This is a genomic window from Arthrobacter sp. B0316-1-20 (assembly GCF_059091865.1).
This window is the reverse complement of sequence record NZ_JBNHHC010000013.1, coordinates 131,471-149,405: the sequence shown is the minus strand read 5'-3', so window position 1 is coordinate 149,405 and position 17,935 is coordinate 131,471. Positions and strand designations below refer to the sequence as shown.

Sequence of the window (17,935 nt, the reverse complement as noted above, 5' to 3'; positions counted from 1 at the left end):
GAGTGACCGGCCATGGCTAATCCTGCTTCCTACCGTCCGCGGACGGGGGAGATCCCGACCAATCCCGGCGTCTACCGCTTCCGGGACGAGCACCGGCGGGTGATCTACGTCGGCAAGGCGAAGAACCTGCGGTCCCGGCTCAACAGTTACTTCGCCAGCCCCAAGAACCTGCCGCCCAAGACCCATGCGATGGTGCACACGGCGGCTTCGGTGGAGTGGACGATCGTGGGCAGCGAACTGGAGGCCATCCAGCTCGAGTACACGTGGATCAAAGAGTTCACACCGCGCTTCAACATCATGTTCCGGGACGACAAGTCCTATCCCTACCTGGCCGTGACCATGGGGGAGAAGTTCCCGCGCGTGCAGGTGATGCGCGGCGAGCGGCGCAAGGGCGTGAAGTACTTCGGTCCGTACTACCCGGCCAAAGCGATCCGCGAGACCGTGGACACCCTGCTGCGGGTTTTCCCGGTCCGCACCTGCAGCACCGGCGTCTTCAACCGGGCCCAGCGCACCGGCCGGCCGTGCCTGCTGGGCTACATCGACAAGTGCTCGGCGCCTTGTGTGGGACGGATTTCGCCCGAGGACCACAAGGCCCTGGCCGCCGAGTTTTGCGCGTTCATGGGCGGGGAAGCCGACCGGTTTATCCGGGACCTCGAAAAGAAGATGGCCGCGGCGGTGGCCGAACTCGACTACGAGACGGCGGCGCGTCACCGGGACGACATCGCCGCGCTGCGCCGGGTCTTCGAACGCAATGCCGTGGTGCTCACTGAAGACACCGACGCCGACGTGTTCGCCCTGGCCCAGGACGAACTGGAGGCGGCCGTCCAGGTGTTCCACGTCCGCGGCGGCAGGATCCGCGGCCAGCGCGGCTGGGTGGTGGAAAAGGTCGAGGACCAGAGCGACGCCGACCTGGCCGAACACCTGTTGCAGCAGGTTTACGGGGACGCCGACGGGCCGGACCGGATCCCGCGCCAGGTCATGCTGCCGCAGGAACCGGAGAATGCCGCCGAACTGCAGGCCTGGCTCAGCGCACTCCGCGGCAGCAGGGTGCAGATCCACGTGCCGAAACGCGGTGACAAGGCTGCCCTGCTGGCCACCGTGAGGGAGAACGCCGAGCAGGCCCTGGCCCTGCACAAGAGCCGGCGCGCCGGCGACATTACCACGCGCTCGGCCGGCCTCCAGCAGTTGCAGGAGGCACTGGATCTGCCCGTGGCGCTGCTGCGGATCGAATGCTACGACATCTCCCACGTGCAGGGCACCAACGTGGTGGCCTCCATGGTGGTGGTGGAAGACGGGCTGCCCAAGAAGTCCGACTACCGCCGCTTCGCGATCACCGGCGAGGCCGCCCGGGACGACACCTCGGCGATGTATGACGTGATCAGCCGGCGCTTCCGGAACTATCTGGCGGAACAAGGCCACCAGGGCATCCCGGCGGCCGCCGATGCAGGCGAAACCCCTGCCGGGGACGGCGCGGACACCGCCGTCGTGCTTGAAGAGACGCTCACGCCGGCGCCCAAAACCAAGTTCGCCTATCCGCCCAACCTGGTGGTGGTGGACGGCGGGCCGCCCCAGGTGGCCGCCGCTTCCCGCGCGCTGTCGGACCTGGGTATTACCGACGTGTTCGTGGTCGGCCTGGCCAAGCGGCTGGAGGAAGTTTGGCTGCCCGACGACGATTTCCCCGTGATCCTGCCGCGTTCGTCCGAGGGCCTGTTCCTGCTGCAGCGGATCCGCGACGAGGCCCACCGTTTCGCGATTGCCTACCACCGGCAGAAGCGCGGCAAGGCCATGACCGTCTCGGTGCTGGACGGCATCCAGGGCCTCGGGCCGGCGAAACGCAAGGCGCTGCTGAAACATTTCGGCTCGGCCAAGAAACTCAAGGCGGCCAGCGCCGAAGAGCTGCAGCAGGTTCCGGGCATCGGCCCGGCGCTGGCGGCTTCCTTGAAGCGCCAGCTGGCTGCCGGTGCCGCGGAGGAGCCCGCGCCGGCGGTAAATATGGCGACCGGCGAAATCATCGAATCTTAGTTAGGCTAGAGCTTGAATCGAGGAGCGGGGGTCGGGATGGATGGAATGACGATGACGGTGGATGAGGACTTGACGCCGGAAAAGCCGGTGGAATCCGAACTCCTGGTGGTCACCGGCATGTCCGGGGCCGGCCGGACCACGGCGGCGCATGCCCTCGAAGACCACGGCTGGTACGTGGTGGACAACCTGCCGCCGCAGATGCTGGGCACGTTGGCCGAACTGGTTTCGCGGATGCCGCAGTCGCTGCCCAAGCTTGCCGTGGTCGTAGACGTGCGCAGCCAGAGCCTCTTCCGCGACATCCGTGAGGCGCTGCATGCCCTGGCGGCCAGCGGCATCCACTACCGGGTGCTGTTCCTGGACGCCTCCGGGGACGTCCTGGTCCGCCGCTTCGAACAGGGCCGCCGGCCGCACCCGCTGCAGGGTGACGGCCGCATATCCGACGGCATCACCGCCGAACGGGAACTGTTGAGCAGCCTCAAGGACTCGGCCGACCTGGTGGTGGATACCACCGAGATGAACGTCCACGCCCTGGCCACTGCCATCACGGAACTCTTCACCGAATCCGGTCCGATCGTGCTGCGCATCAACGTGGTCAGCTTCGGCTTCAAATACGGGCTGCCGGTGGACGCCAACTTCGTCGCCGACGCCCGCTTCATTCCCAACCCGCACTGGGTCCCCGCGCTGCGCCCGCACACCGGGCTGGACGAGAAGGTCCGCGACTACGTGCTGGTGGACTCCGGGGCTGATGAATTCGTCAACCGCTATGTGGACGCGCTGGAGCCGGTGCTGGAGGGCTACCGCCGCGAGAACAAGCACTACGGCACCATCGCCATCGGGTGTACCGGCGGCAAGCACCGCTCCGTGGCGGTCGCCGAGGAAATCGGGAAGCGGCTGGCCCAGCTGCCGAGCGTCAAAGTCACCGTCCAGCACCGGGACCTGGGGCGCGAATAGTGGCGATCCTGACCGGACCGATGCCGCTGGTTCCCGCCCCGGGGACCTCCCGCAGCCGGACCGGGAAGAGCGGTGCGCCTCCCTCCGTGGTGGCTTTGGGCGGCGGGCACGGGCTCTCTGCCTCGCTGGGCGCGCTGCGGCTGCTCACTACGGAACTGACGGCCATCGTCACGGTGGCTGACGACGGCGGATCCTCCGGCCGCCTGCGCAAGGAGTTCGGCGTCCTCCCGCCGGGAGATTTGCGGATGGCCCTCGCGGCGCTGTGCGATGACACCGACTGGGGGCGGACCTGGCGCGATGTGATGCAGCATCGCTTCAAGTCATCCCCGGGCGCCGAGCCGTCGCTGGACAACCACGCCCTCGGAAACCTGCTGATTGTGACCCTGTGGGAGCTGCTCGGCGACCCCGTTGCCGGCCTGAAGTGGGCCGGCGCCCTGCTGGGGGCCCGCGGGGAGGTGCTGCCGATGGCCACCGTGCCGCTGACCATCGAGGGCGACGTGCTGGTGGAGGGCGAGGACGGGCGGCTGCGCACCGCGCTGATCTCCGGCCAGTCGCGGTTGGCGGCGGCCGGACGCAACAGCCACGTCCACGACGTGCGCCTGCTGCCCGACGACGCCCCGGCCTGCGTCGAGGCACTGAACGCCGTCGAATATGCCGACTGGGTGATCCTCGGGCCCGGCTCCTGGTACACCTCGGTGTTGCCGCACCTGATGCTGAAGGAGATGCGCGAGGCGCTCTGTGACACCCCGGCGCGCCGCTGCCTGACCATGAACCTGTCGGTGGACACCAAGGAAACGTCCGGGATGACGGCCTCGGACCACCTGGCCGCGGTGAGGCGCTGCGCCCCCGGGATGCGTTTCGACGTGGTCTTGGCCGATCCGGCCGTGATTGACGACAAGGGGCGTTTCGAGGATGCCGCGGCCGCGCTGGGAGCACGCGTGGTCTTCGGTAGAGTAGGAAGTTCAGGCGGACGCCCCGTACACGATCCGTTGAGACTGGCGAGTGCCTACCACGACATTTTCGAAGGCCACAAGGATTAGGTAAGGACAAGGTGCATGGCGCTGACCGCAGCAGTCAAGGATGAGCTCGCTCGCCTTGACATCAAGAAGTCCCAGGTCCGGAAGGCGGAGGTCTCGTCGACGCTCCGTTTCGCCGGCGGACTCCACATCATTTCCGGCCGCATCGTCATCGAGGCCGAAGTTGATCTGGCTGCGACCGCCCGGCGGCTGCGCACCGCCATCTCGGAAGTGTACGGCCACAGCGGCGACATCATCGTGGTCTCCGGCGGTGCGCTGCGCCGCGGGAACCGCTACGTCGTGCGCGTGGTGAAGGACGGGGAGTCCCTCGCCCGGCAGACCGGCCTGCTGGACGGCCGCGGCCGGCCGGTCCGCGGCCTGCCCTCCGTGGTCGTCAACGGTTCGGCGGCCGATGCCGAGGCGGTCTGGCGCGGAGCCTTCCTGGCGCACGGTTCGCTGACCGAACCCGGCCGCTCTTCCGCCCTGGAGGTCACCTGTCCCGGCCCGGAAGCGGCGCTGGCGCTGGTGGGCGCAGCCCGCCGGCTCGGGATCGCGGCCAAGGCCCGGGAGGTGCGTGGCGTGGACCGGGTTGTCATCCGCGACGGCGACAGCATCGCGGCGCTCTTGACCCGGATGGGCGCCCATGATGCGCTGATGGTGTGGGAAGAACGCCGGATGCGCAAGGAAGTGCGCGCTACCGCAAACCGGCTGGCCAATTTCGACGACGCCAACCTGCGGCGCTCGGCCCAGGCCGCCGTCGCTGCGGGCGCGCGCGTGGAGCGTGCCCTCGAGATCCTCGACGACGAGGTGCCGGAGCACCTGCGTTACGCCGGTGAACTCCGGGTGGCGCACAAGCAGGCCTCCCTGGACGAGCTCGGGCGCTTGGCGGACCCGCCGATGACCAAGGACGCCATCGCCGGCCGGATCCGCCGGCTGCTGGCGATGGCGGACAAGCGGGCGCTGGAGCTGCGCATCCCGGGGACCGAAGCCAACGTGACGCCGGAGATGCTGGACGACTAGGCACGGCACGTCAGTTTGGAGGGAACCATGGGCACGCACGAACTGCACCCCGGCCACGGTTGCGCGGCCTTGGAACGGCGCGTCCGGGCGAGGATCATGGAACTGAACGACTTCATGCATGCCAGCCACGGGGCCGGGGCGGCGGACACCGCGCCGGTACCGTCCACCGGGCCGACGTCGCCGCCCGCTTCGCCGCCGCCCGCACCGGCGCTTCCGCGCTGACCACCCGGCCAGCAGGCCAACAACAAGGGCACGGACCGGGGGAGCCCTTCCGGTCACGGCCCATCCACGAGGTAGAGGCTCATGACTACTCGAGTTGGAATCAACGGATTCGGCCGGATCGGCCGCAGCTACTTCCGCGCCGTCCTGGCGCAAGACACGGACCTGGAGGTCGTGGCGGTCAACGACCTGACCGATGCGCATACCCTGGCCCACCTGCTCAAATACGACAGTGTGCTCGGCGTGCTGGCAGAAACGGTCGAGGTGGATGCCGGCAACCTGATCGTCGGCGGCCGGAAGGTCAGCGTCCTGTCCGAAAAGGAACCCGCCGCGCTGCCGTGGAGCGACCTCGGCGTCGACATCGTGATCGAATCCACCGGCAGGTTCAACAAGGGCGGCGGGGCCCGGAAGCACCTTGACGCCGGGGCGAAGAAAGTCCTGATCTCGGCTCCGGCCAAGGACGAGGACATCACCATCGTGATGGGCGTCAATGACAGCGAGTACGACGCCGGTTCCCACCACCTGATTTCGAACGCCTCCTGCACCACGAACTGCCTCGCGCCCATGGCGAAGGTGCTGCACGAGAAGTTCGGCATCGAGCACGGCCTCATGACCACCATCCACGCCTACACCGCCGACCAGAACCTGCAGGACGGGCCGCACCGGGACTTGCGGCGCGCCCGGGCGGCGGCCATCAACCTGGTGCCGACATCAACCGGCGCGGCGAAGGCCATCGGGCAGGTCCTGCCGGAACTGCAGGGCAAGTTGGACGGTTTCGCGGTCCGTGTGCCGGTGCCGACGGGCTCGATGACCGACCTGACCGTCACCGTGTCCCGCGAAACCGACGTGGAAGAGGTCAACGCGGCGTTCAAGGAGGCCGCCGGCGACCCGCACTGGGCCGGGATCATCACGTACACGGAGGACCCCATCGTGTCCTCCGATATCGTCACAGACCCGGCGTCTTCGATCTTCGACTCGGGACTGACTAAGGTAATGGGTAATCAGGTGAAAGTTGTTGGCTGGTACGACAACGAGTGGGGCTACTCCAACCGCCTGGTGGACCTGACGGCTCTGATCGCCTCGAAGCTGTCCTAGGTCCCGCCCGTCCCGTCCTCCGCACGAAGGAAGAAATGACTGCACATTCTCTTGATGCCCTGCTGGCCGCCGGGGTCCGCGGACGCCACGTGTTGGTCCGCTCGGACCTGAATGTCCCCCTGGAGGGCGAACTCCCGGACCTGGCGGTCTCCGACGACGGGCGGATCCGGGCGTCCCTGCCGGTCATCGTCAAGCTCGCGGAAGCCGGGGCGCGGGTGGTCGTGACGGCCCATCTCGGCCGCCCCAAGGGCGCACCCGAGGAGAAGTTCTCGCTGCGCCCCGCCGTCGCACGGCTGAAGGAACTGGCACCGGTCACGGTCAAGTTCGCCGCGGACACGGTGGGCCCGGCCGCCCGGGAGGCGGCCGCGGGGCTGCAGGACGGGGAAGTGCTGGTGGTGGAGAACGTGCGGTTCGATCCCCGGGAAACCAGCAAGGACGACGCCGACCGGGAGGCCTTCGCCGCCGAACTCGCCGCCCTGACCGGCGCCGACGGAGCCTACGTGGACGACGCCTTCGGTGCTGTCCACCGCAAGCATGCTTCGGTCTTCGACATTGCCCGCCGGCTTCCGGCCTACCAGGGCGACCTGGTGCGGACGGAGCTCCAGGTCCTGAACAAGCTCACCGAGGCGCCGCAGCGGCCGTATGTGGTGGTCCTGGGCGGTTCCAAGGTCTCGGACAAGCTGGCCGTGATCGAGAACCTGCTGGGCAAGGCCGACTACCTGCTGGTCGGCGGCGGCATGGTTTTCACCTTCTTGGCGGCCCAGGGCTACAAGGTCGGCTCCAGCCTGCTGGAGCAGGACCAACTGGACACCGTGCGCGGCTATCTGGCACGCGCCAAGGAACTGGGTTGCACGTTCATCCTGCCGACCGACATCGTGGTCGCCGAGAAGTTTGCCGCCGATGCGGCCTGGGAAGTAGTTCCAGCGGACAGCATCGAGTCGGCATCCTTTGGCTCCGCCGGCATCGGCCTGGACATCGGCCCGGAGTCGGCCGAGGCCTTCGCCCACCAGATCCACTCGGCGAACACCGTTTTCTGGAACGGACCGATGGGCGTGTTCGAGTTCGCCGCCTTCGCCAACGGCACCCGCACGGTCGCCAAGGCCCTCACCGGCAGCGACGGCTTCACCGTCGTCGGCGGAGGCGATTCCGCCGCCGCTGTGCGTGCCCTCGGCTTCGACGACGGCGCCTTCGGACACATTTCCACCGGCGGCGGCGCCAGCCTCGAATACCTCGAGGGCAAGACCCTGCCCGGCCTGGCGGCACTGGAGAACTGATCGAGCGGCATCTCCTGCCCCCGGCGGCAGGAGATGCCGGCATCGCCCAGGCCCGCGGCGCGCGCGGCGCCTCCGGATTGCCCCGCCACACCGCTCAGCACGGCGTCCACCGCGGCGCCCCCGACAGATGGAGACCTCAGTGACCAGCTCGACCAACGGAAAGTTCGACCGCACCCCGCTGATCGCCGGCAACTGGAAGATGAACATGGACCATGTCCAGGGCATCACCCTCTTGCAGAAACTGGCGTGGACGCTCAGCGATGCCCGGCACGACTATGCCCGGGTCGAGGTCGCCGTGTTCCCGCCGTTCACCGATCTGCGCGGCGTGCAGACGCTGGTCAATGGCGACGACCTGAAGCTGGTTTACGGCGCCCAGGACCTCTCGCCGCACGATGCCGGCGCCTACACCGGTGACATCTCCGGGCAGTTCCTGGCCAAGCTGGGCTGCCGGTACGTGCTGGTCGGGCATTCCGAGCGGCGCGAGATCCACGGCGAGGACGACACGTTGCTGAACGGGAAGCTGAAGGCGGCCTACCGGCACAAGCTGACCCCGGTGCTGTGCGTCGGGGAAGGCCTCGCGGTGCGCCAGGCCGGGAACCATGTGGAGCACACGCTGGGTCAGTTGCGGGCGGATGTGGCAGGCCTGGACGCCGGTCAGGCCGCCCGGTTGGTCATCGCCTACGAACCGGTGTGGGCGATCGGCACCGGGGAAGTGGCCGGTCCGGAGGACGCCCAGGAGATGTGCGCCGCCATCCGCGCGGAGATGGCCGTCCTCTTCGATGACAGCGTGGCGGCGGGGGTGCGGTTGCTCTACGGCGGCTCCGTGAAGGCGGCGAACGCGGCCGCGATCCTGAACGAGCGCGACGTGGACGGCGTGTTGGTCGGTGGCGCCAGCCTGGATGCAGGCGAATTTGCTAATATTGTCAGGTTCGAACAACACCTGCTGACAAAGTGATGTCTGCCCGCCACTGGGATATCCCGACAGCTGACGAAAGGCCACTGTGGAAGCTCTGAAGATCACGCTGCAAATCCTGCTCGGCATCACGAGCCTGCTGCTGACCCTGCTCATCCTGCTCCACAAGGGGCGCGGCGGCGGCATGTCCGACATGTTCGGCGGCGGCATGACCACCAGCCTGGGATCGTCCGGCGTCGCGGAGCGCAACCTCAACCGGTTCACGGTGGTCCTGGGGCTGGTCTGGGGCACGGTCATCGTGGCCCTGGGCCTCATGATGCGTTTCAGCGCGGAATCCTGACCGACGCTTCCGGGGCCCGGCTCCGCTGTCCGGGACCGGCGGGCCGACGACTTGGCCCAACCCCTTAACCCTTCGCTGTTCGACCCGTAGACTGGTGCCCGATGCAGGGGGCATCGATTCTTCTCAGCGGGGGAGCAAACATGGTTGATCCGTCGAATTCTTTCCGCGCGGTCCGGGTGGGCTCCGAATCGGGTGCCGGGCTCGCAGGCTGGCAGGCCGTGACCGGGCGGACGGTAGTTCCGGTGACCAAGGTTCCCGTCACGTATTGGTGTCCGAAGGGACACGAGACCACTCCGGTCTTCGCCAATCTGAGCGAAGCCGACATCCCGCCGTCCTGGGACTGCCCGCACTGCGGCCAGACGGCGGCCAGGGAACCGGGCGCGTACGTCACCGACGCCCGCAGCAGCGACGAGCCCTACAAGAGCCATCTGGAATACGCGAAGGAACGGCGCAGCCCTGACGAGGCGGAGGCCGTGGTGGAACAGGCGCTCGAGAAGTTGCGGCGCCGGCGTCGGGAGGCGCGCTAGCGGTCGAACCCGCCGGCCCGGCCGCCGCCCGGAGCAACTGCTGTCAGCCGTCGCCTCTCTCGGCCGCGGACAGCAGTGCGTCGGGCAGCTTGGACGCGGCGTCCCGGTCCAGCAGCCACGCGGTGCGTTTGCGCCCGCGGGCACCGGCGGCGGGAACCTGCACCGGGTTGGCGCCGGCGAGGGCGAGTCCCACGGCGCCGGCCTTGTCCTGGCCGCCCACCACCAGCCAGACCTCGTCCGCGGAGTTGATCGTCGGGAGCGTCAGGGACACGCGCTCCGGAGGTGGTTTCGGCGCATCGGTCTCGCCGATCACGGACCGCTCTTCCTCGCGGATGCCGCCCATCTCGGGGAACAACGAGGCGATGTGCGCATCCGGCCCGACGCCCAGCAGCAGCACGTCGAACCTCGGCACCGGGCCGCTGGTGCCCTCCTCGGCCGCGGCCTGGCGCAGCGCCGCGGAATAGGCCACGGCGGCCGCGTGGGGGTCGGCGTGTTCTCCGGCGGCCCCGAAGGGGTGCACCCGGGCCGGGTCCAGGGGGAGCGCGTCCAGCAGCGCTTCGCGTGCCTGCCGTTCGTTGCGGTCGCGGCTGTCCTTGGGGACGAACCGCTCGTCGCCCCACCAGATGTTCACCTTGGACCAATCGAAGCCGGCGGGGGTATCGACGGCGGCTACCGCCTTCAAGGTGTTGATGCCCAGGCTGCCGCCGGTGAGCACCACCGTGGCGTCGCCGCGGGCGGCTTGGGCCGCCGCCAGGCGCTCCACCAGCCTCCGGGCCACCGAGCCGGCGACGGCGGCGGTGTCGGGGTGGACGATGACGTGTGGTTCAGCGGTCACTGCGGCGCACGCTCCTCAAATTGGTTCGGGGCAATCCGTGTATCAGCACCTCGCCGAACACTTCGTCCGGGTCCAGCCGGCGCAGTTCCTCGGCCAGGCATTCCTCCAGCGGGCGGCGCGGCAGCGTAATACGCTGCACCGGCAGGCCGGGCATGATCAGTTCGGCCACGGACGGGCCGGGACGCAGGATCCGGATGTCGCCGGTCGTCCGTGAAATGCGCACGCCCCTGATGCCGGTCCCCGCCGTGTCCTCCACGATGGTCACCGGCGCGTTCAGTGCCAGCGTCAGCCACGCCGCCAAGAGGACGGTGCTGGGGGAGTCCGAGGCGCCCTCCACGGCAACCGAGGTGACCGGGGCAGGTTCCAGCTGGTCAAAGACGGCGGCCAGCTGCACGCGCCAACTGGTCAGCCGCGTCCAGGCCAGGTCCGTGTCGCCGGCGGTATAAGTCTCGCGCAGGCTGAACAGCGCCTGCTGCGGGTCCGGCTCCTTGTCTGAATCCGTGATGCGGCGGTGCGCAATCCGGCCAATCGACGTGCGCGAAGCATCCTTCGGCATGCCGTGCGGCCACCAGGCGACGATCGGGGCGTCGGGCAGCAGCAGCGCGGCCACGAGGGACTCGCTCTCGGCTGCCAGCTGGCCGTAGCCGTACAGCACCACCACCTCGGCCGCTCCGGCGTCGCCGCCGACCCGGATCTGGGCATCCAGCTTGGTCTCCGCCTCCGACCCGGCGTCGACCAGGGCGATGATCCGGCAGGGATGTTCCCGGCTCGCGGCGTTGGCGGCGAAGATGGCCTCTTCTTCGTACCCGAGCGAGGTCACGACCACCAGGGTCAGCACGCGCCCCAGGGCCACAACGCCGCCTTGTTCCCGCATGGCCACGATTTCCTTGGAGACCTTCGATGTGGTGGTGTCCTTGAGCTCTTTGATCACGGCCTTCTCCAAGTGCGTCCGTCGCGGGCCAGCAGCTCATCGGCCGACGCCGGTCCCCAGCTGCCAGGGGAGTAGGGTTCCGGCCGGGTACGGCTGTTGGCCCAGTACTCCTCGAACGGGTCCAGGATCTTCCAGGACAGCTCGACCTCCTGGTGGCGGGGGAACAGCGGCGGCTCGCCGAGCAGTACGTCCAGGATCAGCCGTTCGTAGGCCTCGGGACTGGACTCGGTGAACGCGTGCCCGTAGCCGAAGTCCATGGTGACGTCCCGGACCTCCATTTGCGTGCCGGGCACCTTGGACCCGAAGCGCATGGTGACTCCTTCATCGGGCTGGACACGGATCACCACCGCGTTCTGGCCGAAGTCGTCCTCGTGGTGGTTGGGGAACAGCAGATTCGGCGCGCGTTTGAACACCACCGCAATCTCCGTGACCCGGCGGCCAAGGCGCTTGCCGGCACGCAGGTAGAACGGCACACCGGCCCAGCGCCGGGTGTGGATGTCCAGCCGCAGCGCGGCATAGGTCTCGGTGACCGAATCCGGGTTGAAACCTTCTTCCTCCAGGTAGCCGGCCACCCTCTCACCGCCCTGCCACCCGCCGGTGTACTGGCCGCGGGCCGAATGGGCCGACAGGTCCTCGGGGAGCTTGACGGCGGCCAGCACCTTTTCCTTTTCCGTCCGCAGGTCCTCGGCGTTGAAGGAAATGGGTTCCTCCATGGCGGTCAGGGCGAGCAACTGCAGCAGGTGGTTCTGGATGACGTCGCGCGCCGCCCCGACGCCGTCGTAATAGCCTGCGCGGCCACCGATGCCGATGTCTTCCGCCATGGTGATCTGCACGTGGTCCACGTAGTTCGCGTTCCAGAGCGGCTCGAACAGCTGGTTGGCGAAGCGCAGGGCCAGGATGTTCTGGACCGTCTCCTTGCCCAGATAGTGGTCGATCCTGAACACCGCGTCCGGCGGGAAGACCGATTCGACGATGTTGTTCAGTTCGCGTGCGGACTGAAGGTCATGCCCGAAGGGCTTCTCGATGACAACCCGCCGCCAGGGCATGCCGTCAACTTCCTCGGGCGCCTGGGCCAGGCCGTGCGAGGAGAGCATCTTGCACACCTGCTCGAAGGCCTTGGGCGGAATCGAGAGGTAGAACGCGTGGTTGCCCTGCGTCCCGCGCTGCTCGTCCAGCTCTTCCAAGGTGCCGCGGAGCTGCTCAAAGGCATCCTCGTCGTCGAAGGCGCCCTGGACGAACCGGATGCCCGCCGCCAGGTGCGTCCAGATGTCCTCGCGGAACGGGGTGCGGGCATGCCGCTGCACGGATTCCTTCACCTGGGCCGCGAACTCGTCGTCGTCCCACGGCCTGCGGGCAAAACCGACCAGCGCGAAGCTCGGCGGCAGCAGCCCGCGGTTGGCCAGGTCGTACACCGCCGGCATGAGCTTCTTGCGGGCAAGGTCTCCGGTGACCCCGAACAGCACCAGGGAACAGGGGCCGGCAATGCGGTCGAGCCGGCGGTCGCGCGGGTCCCGGAGCGGGTTGACCTGACGCCGCCGTCGTTCGGAAGGGGCCATTACTGCTTTCCACCCAGTCGGGACACCGCGTCCATCACCTGGCGCACACCGGCGGCCCGGTCGGCCAAATGCAGGCGCAGGACGGGGCGGCCGCCCTCTCGCAGCACGTTGGCGTCGCCGGCGGCCTGGGCATCGATCAGTTCGCCGAAGCTGAACTCGCGTCCCGGAATGGGGATGTCCGTCGCGGCCTCGCCGGTCAGCTGCAGGTAGACCCCGATGCCCGGCCCGCCCTTGTGGAACTGCCCGGTGGAGTGCAGGAACCGCGGGCCCCAGCCGAAGGTGACGGGCCGTCCGGTCGCCTCGGCCAGCAGGGGCCGGATGCGTTCCAACTCGGCCTGGCCGAAGCGGTCAAGGTAGGCCTGCACGCTCACGTAGCCGTCCGGCCCCAGTTGGCTCAGCAGGCCGCGCAGCGCGTCGTCCAGCGACGCACCCATGGCCAGGCCGCTGCCGCGCACCTGGACGGAGCCGTCGGTGAAGTCGGGCAGCGCCGCGGCCGGGCGTTCGTCCAGCAGTCCGCGTGCCGCGGCCTTCGCCGCCTCGACGTCCGGCTGGTCGAAGGGGTTGATGCCCAGCAGGCGGCCGGCCACCGCCGTGGCGTATTCCCACAGCAGCAGTTGGCTGCCCAGGCTCCCGCCGACGGCAACCTCGTCGGCTCCGACCGTCACCTCGTGATCGGGGGAGACCAGCCGGACCACCAGCACATCCTTGGCTCCCGAGACGGTCTCCGGGTCGCCGGCGTTGACCACCACCGGCAGCAGTCCGGTTCCCAGCTTGCCGGTGGACTCGGCGATCAACTGCTCGGCCCAGTCCGCGAAGCCGACGATTCCGGAACCGTCGTCGGCGATGGCTACCTTGTTGCGCAGCGGCTCCGTGCCGGCCAGCGCGGCGCCCAGGGCCAGGGCCATGTTGTCGGCGGAATCCTCGGAGAGCACCTCGGCGGCCTCTTCGGCGTCGTCGAGCAGCCTCTCGATGTCCACGCCGGCCAGTCCGGCAGGGACCAGCCCGAACGCGGTCAGTGCGGAGTACCGTCCGCCGACGTTGGGGTCGGCGTTGAACACCGCACGGTACCCGGCTTCCCGCGCCGCCTCATCCAGCGGGGAGCCGGGATCGGTGACCACGATGATGCGTGAGGCGGCGTCCAGCCCGGCGTCGGCGAAAGCCTGCTCGAAGACACGGCGCTGGGAATCGGTTTCCAGCGTGGAACCGGACTTGGAGGACACGATGATGGCGCTGTCGGCCAGCCGTTCGGCCAGCGCGGCACCCACCTGCTGGGGATCCGTGCTGTCGAGCACGGTGAGCTCCACGCCGGCGGTATTGGCGATCACTTCGGGCGCCAGCGAGGAGCCGCCCATCCCGGCCAGCACAAAGCGCGTCACGCCCTCGGCCGCAAGCTCCTTGCGCAGCTCCAGGATCTCCGGAACCAGCGGCCGGGACAGCGCCGCTGCATCGACCCAGCCGAGGCGGACGGCCGCCTCGGCTTCTGCCTCCGGGCCCCACAGGGTGTTGTCCTGCGTCGCGATGCGGGACGCGACGCGGTCCTCCACCAGGGTGCCGATATGACGGCGGACGGCGGCCAGTGCGGCTCCCGACGCTTCGAAAGCCAGCGAACTCATGACTGCCGGGCTCCGTGCACCGAGTCGAGGGCGTTCTGGACGGTCTCCCGCAACTGCTGCCAGCTGGCCACAAACTTCTCCAGGCCCTCCTCCTCGAGCAGTTCCACCACCTCGTTGTAGGAAATTCCGGCCTGCGCGATGTCGTCGAGCACCTTGTTCGCTTCCGCGTAGGTGCCGGTGACCCGGTCTCCCTCGACCTTCCCGTGGTCGGCGAGGGCTTCCAGCGTCGGCTCCGGCATGGTGTTGACCACGTTCGGGGCCACCAGTTCGGTGACGTACAGGGTGTCCGGGTACTCCGGGTTCTTCACGCCGGTGGAGGCCCACAGCGGCCGCTGCGGCCGGCCGCCGGCGGCGGCCAGCACCTGCCAGCGCTCGGTCGCGAATTGCTCCTCGTAGATCTGGTACGCCAGGCGGGCGTTGGCGACGCCGGCCTTGCCCTTCAACGCGGCCGCCTCCGCGGACCCGGCGGCGTCCAGGCGCTTGTCGATCTCGGTATCGACGCGGGAGACGAAGAACGAAGCCACCGAGTGGATGGTCGACAGGTCCTTGCCGTTTTCCTTGGCCTGCTCCAGACCCAGCATGAAGGCGTTAATCACTTCGCGGTAGCGCTGCAGCGAGAAGATCAGCGTCACGTTGACGCTGATGCCGAGCGCGAGGGTCTCGGTGATGGCCTCCAGGCCTTCGCTGGTCGCCGGGATCTTAATGAAGGCATTGGTGCGGCCCACGGCCTTGTGCAGATGCTGCGCCTCGGCGGCCGTGCCGTGCGCGTCACGGGCCAGCCGCGGATCCACCTCAATCGACACGCGGCCGTCCACGCCTTCCGTATCGGCGGCGAGCGGGGAGAACAGGTCGCAGGCCTCGGCCACGTCTGACGTGGTGATGGCGAAGACCGCCGTATCCACGTCCGCGCCGTCGGCGGCCAGTTGCTGGACCTGCGCCTCGTAGCTGCGGCCGTCCTGCAGGGCGGCGGCGAAGATGGAGGGGTTGGTGGTGACGCCCACCACGTTCCGTTCGTCGATCAGGGCCTTCAGGGTCCCGGAGTTGATCCGCTCCCGCGAAAGGTCGTCGAGCCAGATGGAAACGCCCGCGTCGGAGAGTGCCTGGGTGTTCGGGTTGGACATTGCGTCCTCCTTAGGAATCGGTGGTCTGGGAGAGCGAGTCGCGGGCGGCCTCGACAACAGCCTCGGCCGTGAGTCCGAACTCGCGGAACAGGGTCTTGTAGTCGGCCGAGGCGCCGTAGTGCTCCAGGGACACGCTGCGGCCGGCATCGCCGACCAGGCCGTCCCAGCACTGCGCGATGCCGGCTTCCACCGACACACGGGCCTTGATGCCGGCCGGGAGCACGGACTCGCGGTAGGCGGGGTCCTGCCGGTTGAACCACTCGAGGCAGGGAACGGAGACCACGCGGGTGGCGATGCCGTCGGCCTGCAGCGTTTCGCGGGCCTGGACGGCCAGTTGCACCTCGGAACCGGTGGCGAGCAGGATCACCTGCGGCGTCGTGTCCGTGCCGTCGGACTGCGCCTCGGCCAGCACGTAGGCGCCCTTCGCCACGTTCTCGGCGGAGGCGAAGCCGTTCCCGCCGCGCTCGTAGACGGGCAGGTTCTGCCGCGTGAGCACGATGCCGGCCGGGTTGCTGTGGTTCTCCAGCACCGCCTTCCAGGCCTGGGCCACCTCGTTGGCATCGGCCGGACGGACGACGTCGAGGCCCGGAATGGCACGCAGGCTCGCCAGCTGCTCCACCGGCTGGTGGGTCGGTCCGTCTTCACCGAGCCCGATGGAATCGTGCGTCCACACGTAGATGGAGGGAACGCCCATCAGGGCGCCCAGCCGGATGGCCGGCCGCTGGTAGTCGCTGAAGATCAGGAACGTGCCCGAGAAGGCGCGGGTGTTGGAGCTGAGCACAATGCCGTTCACGATGGAGGCGGCCGCATGCTCGCGGATGCCGAAGTGCAGCACCCTGCCGTACGGCCCGCCGGACCACATGTCGGTCTGCCGCGACTCGGGAACGAACGACGGGGAGCCTTCGATCGTGGTGTTGTTGGACTCGGCCAGGTCCGCCGAACCGCCCCACAGCTCCGGCAGCACCGGGCCGATGGCGTTGAGCACCTTGCCGGAGGCGGCCCGGGTCGAGACGTCCTTGCCGGCCGGGAATTCGGGCAGCGCCGCCTCCCAGCCTTCCGGCAACTCGGACGCCTGCACACGGTCCAGCAGCGCGGCGTTCTCCGGGTTGGCCTCGCGCCAGGCCTGGTAGCCGGTCTCCCAGTCCGCGCGGGCCTGCTTGCCGCGCGCGGCCACCTGCCGGGCGTGATCCAAGACCTCCGGCTCGACCGCGAAATGCTGCTCCGGATCGAAGCCGAGCACCTCCTTGACGGCGGCGACCTCCTCGGCACCCAGGGCGGAGCCGTGGATCTTGCCGGTGTTCTGCTTCTTGGGGGCGGGCCAGCCGATGATGGTGCGCAGCGAGATGATCGAGGGCCGGGACGTCTCGGCCTTCGCGGCCTTCAAAGCCTCGGACAGGGCCGGGACGTCTTCGACGTATTCGCCGGTCTCGGTCCAGTCGACCCGCTGGGTGTGCCAGCCGTACGCCTCGTACCGCTTGAGCACGTCTTCGCTGAAGGCGATGTCGGTGTCGTCTTCGATCGAGATCTTGTTGTCGTCGTAGAGCACCACCAGGTTGCCCAGCTCCTGGTGGCCGGCCAGGGAGGATGCCTCCGACGTGACGCCCTCCTGCAGGTCGCCGTCGGACGCGATCACCCAGACCGTGTGGTCGAACGGGCTCTCGCCGGCGGCAGCATCGGCGTCGTACAAGCCGCGGGTGCGGCGCTGCGCATAGGCGAAGCCGACGGCGGAGGCGAGCCCCTGGCCCAGCGGGCCGGTGGTGATTTCGACACCTGGGGTGTGCTTGTACTCCGGGTGGCCCGGCGTGAGCGATCCCCAGGTCCGCAGCGCCTTCAGGTCCTCCAGTTCCAGGCCGTAGCCGGAGAGGAACAGCTGGATGTACAGCGTCAGCGAGGTGTGGCCGGGGGAGAGGACGAACCGGTCGCGGCCCACCCAGTGCGGATCGGTGGGGTCGTGGCGCATGAACTTCTGGAAGATCAGGTACGCGGCCGGGGCCAGGCTCATGGCGGTGCCGGGGTGGCCGTTGCCGACCTTCTCGACTGCATCCGCAGCGAGGACACGCACCGTGTCCACCGCCCGCTGGTCCAGCGATGTCCAGGACAATTCCTGATCTTCCATGTGTGGCACCGGGTGGGCCCCTTTCTGATCTACGTCTAAGCGGCAGCCGACGGTCCGGAAAACAGCCGTGGCCGCGGACCGATTGGGCCATTCGCCGTTGTTGCTGCCTCAAGCTTGTTGCGCCCATAACCGCGGATTGGCGCTCCTTCCCCACTCTATCCGTTGCATCTGCAATGCGCAGGACGTGGTGCAGTGCCAGCAGTCACAGCGGTCACTGTTTGACGCCGGCGGCCGCCCCCGGCCCGCGCGGGTTTCGGCGAGGGCAGGCGACACCGGTTTCCACGGGCAGGAAACCGGTTTCTACGAGACATAGAAGGAGTATGATGTAGGTGCACCTTGGCCCGTCCTTAACGGCTGGGCGCTTTCGTGTGTCAGACGAACTCCAG

At 68.6% G+C, this 17,935-nt stretch carries 16 protein-coding genes; 10 read left to right on the top strand and 6 right to left on the bottom strand.

Annotation, left to right across the window (positions count from 1 at the left end):
• Positions 1 to 12 precede the first annotated feature (12 nt).
• From uvrC to AC5RW2_RS21465, 10 genes are all read left to right on the top strand, one after another.
• Positions 13 to 2,022: an excinuclease ABC subunit UvrC gene (uvrC, locus tag AC5RW2_RS21510; protein WP_493999635.1), complete on the top strand. Its 2,010-nt coding sequence runs from the start codon at positions 13 to 15 to the stop codon at positions 2,020 to 2,022.
• Positions 2,023 to 2,058: 36 nt separating this feature from the next.
• Positions 2,059 to 2,973 carry an RNase adapter RapZ gene (gene rapZ, locus AC5RW2_RS21505; RefSeq protein ID WP_493978538.1) on the top strand — a complete coding sequence of 305 codons (915 nt, stop codon included), beginning with the start codon at positions 2,059 to 2,061 and terminating at the stop codon, positions 2,971 to 2,973.
• Positions 2,973 to 4,013 (top strand): gluconeogenesis factor YvcK family protein, encoded by a 1,041-nt coding sequence (locus AC5RW2_RS21500; protein WP_493999636.1) that lies wholly within the window; start codon positions 2,973 to 2,975, stop codon positions 4,011 to 4,013. The genes rapZ and AC5RW2_RS21500 overlap by 1 nt, the downstream gene beginning before the upstream one ends.
• Positions 4,014 to 4,028: 15 nt before the next feature.
• Positions 4,029 to 5,009 (top strand): DNA-binding protein WhiA, encoded by a 981-nt coding sequence (whiA, locus tag AC5RW2_RS21495; protein ID WP_493987300.1) that lies wholly within the window; start codon positions 4,029 to 4,031, stop codon positions 5,007 to 5,009.
• Positions 5,010 to 5,036: 27 nt separating this feature from the next.
• On the top strand, positions 5,037 to 5,231 hold the full coding sequence (locus AC5RW2_RS21490; RefSeq protein ID WP_493999637.1) for a hypothetical protein: 195 nt from the start codon (positions 5,037 to 5,039) through the stop codon (positions 5,229 to 5,231).
• 81 nt (positions 5,232 to 5,312) lie between these two features.
• Positions 5,313 to 6,323, top strand: coding sequence for a type I glyceraldehyde-3-phosphate dehydrogenase (gap, locus tag AC5RW2_RS21485; protein WP_494025877.1), 1,011 nt, complete (start codon positions 5,313 to 5,315; stop codon positions 6,321 to 6,323).
• A 35-nt stretch (positions 6,324 to 6,358) separates the two neighbouring features.
• A complete protein-coding gene (locus AC5RW2_RS21480) occupies positions 6,359 to 7,597 on the top strand; it encodes a phosphoglycerate kinase (RefSeq protein WP_493999639.1) in 1,239 nt (412 codons plus the stop codon).
• A 139-nt stretch (positions 7,598 to 7,736) separates the two neighbouring features.
• Positions 7,737 to 8,552 carry a triose-phosphate isomerase gene (gene tpiA, locus AC5RW2_RS21475; RefSeq protein ID WP_493999640.1) on the top strand — a complete coding sequence of 272 codons (816 nt, stop codon included), beginning with the start codon at positions 7,737 to 7,739 and terminating at the stop codon, positions 8,550 to 8,552.
• Between the two features lie 46 nt (positions 8,553 to 8,598).
• Positions 8,599 to 8,850 carry a preprotein translocase subunit SecG gene (gene secG, locus AC5RW2_RS21470; RefSeq protein WP_127515609.1) on the top strand — a complete coding sequence of 84 codons (252 nt, stop codon included), beginning with the start codon at positions 8,599 to 8,601 and terminating at the stop codon, positions 8,848 to 8,850.
• 140 nt (positions 8,851 to 8,990) lie between these two features.
• Positions 8,991 to 9,377, top strand: a complete 387-nt coding sequence (locus AC5RW2_RS21465; protein WP_493999641.1) for an RNA polymerase-binding protein RbpA — start codon at positions 8,991 to 8,993, stop codon at positions 9,375 to 9,377.
• Positions 9,378 to 9,420: 43 nt separating this feature from the next.
• Here AC5RW2_RS21465 and pgl read toward each other — a convergent pair whose 3' ends face one another.
• From pgl to tkt, 6 genes are read right to left on the bottom strand one after another with little or no spacing between them, the layout of a single operon-like run.
• Positions 9,421 to 10,212 (bottom strand): 6-phosphogluconolactonase, encoded by a 792-nt coding sequence (gene pgl / locus AC5RW2_RS21460; RefSeq protein ID WP_493999642.1) that lies wholly within the window; start codon positions 10,210 to 10,212, stop codon positions 9,421 to 9,423.
• Entirely contained in the window at positions 10,202 to 11,086 is an 885-nt protein-coding gene (locus AC5RW2_RS21455) for a glucose-6-phosphate dehydrogenase assembly protein OpcA (protein WP_494001252.1), read from the bottom strand. The genes pgl and AC5RW2_RS21455 overlap by 11 nt, the downstream gene beginning before the upstream one ends.
• A 53-nt stretch (positions 11,087 to 11,139) precedes the next feature.
• Positions 11,140 to 12,699, bottom strand: coding sequence for a glucose-6-phosphate dehydrogenase (gene zwf / locus AC5RW2_RS21450; protein WP_493999643.1), 1,560 nt, complete (start codon positions 12,697 to 12,699; stop codon positions 11,140 to 11,142).
• Positions 12,699 to 14,312, bottom strand: a complete 1,614-nt coding sequence (locus AC5RW2_RS21445) for a phosphoglucose isomerase-related protein (protein WP_493999644.1) — start codon at positions 14,310 to 14,312, stop codon at positions 12,699 to 12,701. Before AC5RW2_RS21445 ends, zwf begins: the two co-directional genes overlap by 1 nt.
• A complete protein-coding gene (tal, locus tag AC5RW2_RS21440; protein WP_493999645.1) occupies positions 14,309 to 15,433 on the bottom strand; it encodes a transaldolase in 1,125 nt (374 codons plus the stop codon). Before tal ends, AC5RW2_RS21445 begins: the two co-directional genes overlap by 4 nt.
• A 10-nt stretch (positions 15,434 to 15,443) precedes the next feature.
• Positions 15,444 to 17,549 carry a transketolase gene (tkt, locus tag AC5RW2_RS21435; RefSeq protein WP_493999646.1) on the bottom strand — a complete coding sequence of 702 codons (2,106 nt, stop codon included), beginning with the start codon at positions 17,547 to 17,549 and terminating at the stop codon, positions 15,444 to 15,446.
• Positions 17,550 to 17,935: the final 386 nt, after the last annotated feature.

Excerpts from the sequence above, each read along its gene's own strand:
- uvrC (WP_493999635.1), top strand. The coding sequence starts at position 13 with ATGGCTAATCCTGCTTCCTACCGTCCGCGGACGGGGGAGATCCCGACC.
- rapZ (WP_493978538.1), top strand. The coding sequence starts at position 2,059 with ATGGATGGAATGACGATGACGGTGGATGAGGACTTGACGCCGGAAAAG.
- whiA (WP_493987300.1), top strand. The coding sequence starts at position 4,029 with ATGGCGCTGACCGCAGCAGTCAAGGATGAGCTCGCTCGCCTTGACATC.
- AC5RW2_RS21490 (WP_493999637.1), top strand. The coding sequence starts at position 5,037 with ATGGGCACGCACGAACTGCACCCCGGCCACGGTTGCGCGGCCTTGGAA.
- gap (WP_494025877.1), top strand. The coding sequence starts at position 5,313 with ATGACTACTCGAGTTGGAATCAACGGATTCGGCCGGATCGGCCGCAGC.
- AC5RW2_RS21480 (WP_493999639.1), top strand. The coding sequence starts at position 6,359 with ATGACTGCACATTCTCTTGATGCCCTGCTGGCCGCCGGGGTCCGCGGA.
- AC5RW2_RS21465 (WP_493999641.1), top strand. The coding sequence starts at position 8,991 with ATGGTTGATCCGTCGAATTCTTTCCGCGCGGTCCGGGTGGGCTCCGAA.
- AC5RW2_RS21455 (WP_494001252.1), bottom strand. The coding sequence starts at position 11,086 with ATGCGGGAACAAGGCGGCGTTGTGGCCCTGGGGCGCGTGCTGACCCTG.
- zwf (WP_493999643.1), bottom strand. The coding sequence starts at position 12,699 with ATGGCCCCTTCCGAACGACGGCGGCGTCAGGTCAACCCGCTCCGGGAC.
- AC5RW2_RS21445 (WP_493999644.1), bottom strand. The coding sequence starts at position 14,312 with ATGAGTTCGCTGGCTTTCGAAGCGTCGGGAGCCGCACTGGCCGCCGTC.
- tal (WP_493999645.1), bottom strand. The coding sequence starts at position 15,433 with ATGTCCAACCCGAACACCCAGGCACTCTCCGACGCGGGCGTTTCCATC.
- tkt (WP_493999646.1), bottom strand. The coding sequence starts at position 17,549 with ATGGAAGATCAGGAATTGTCCTGGACATCGCTGGACCAGCGGGCGGTG.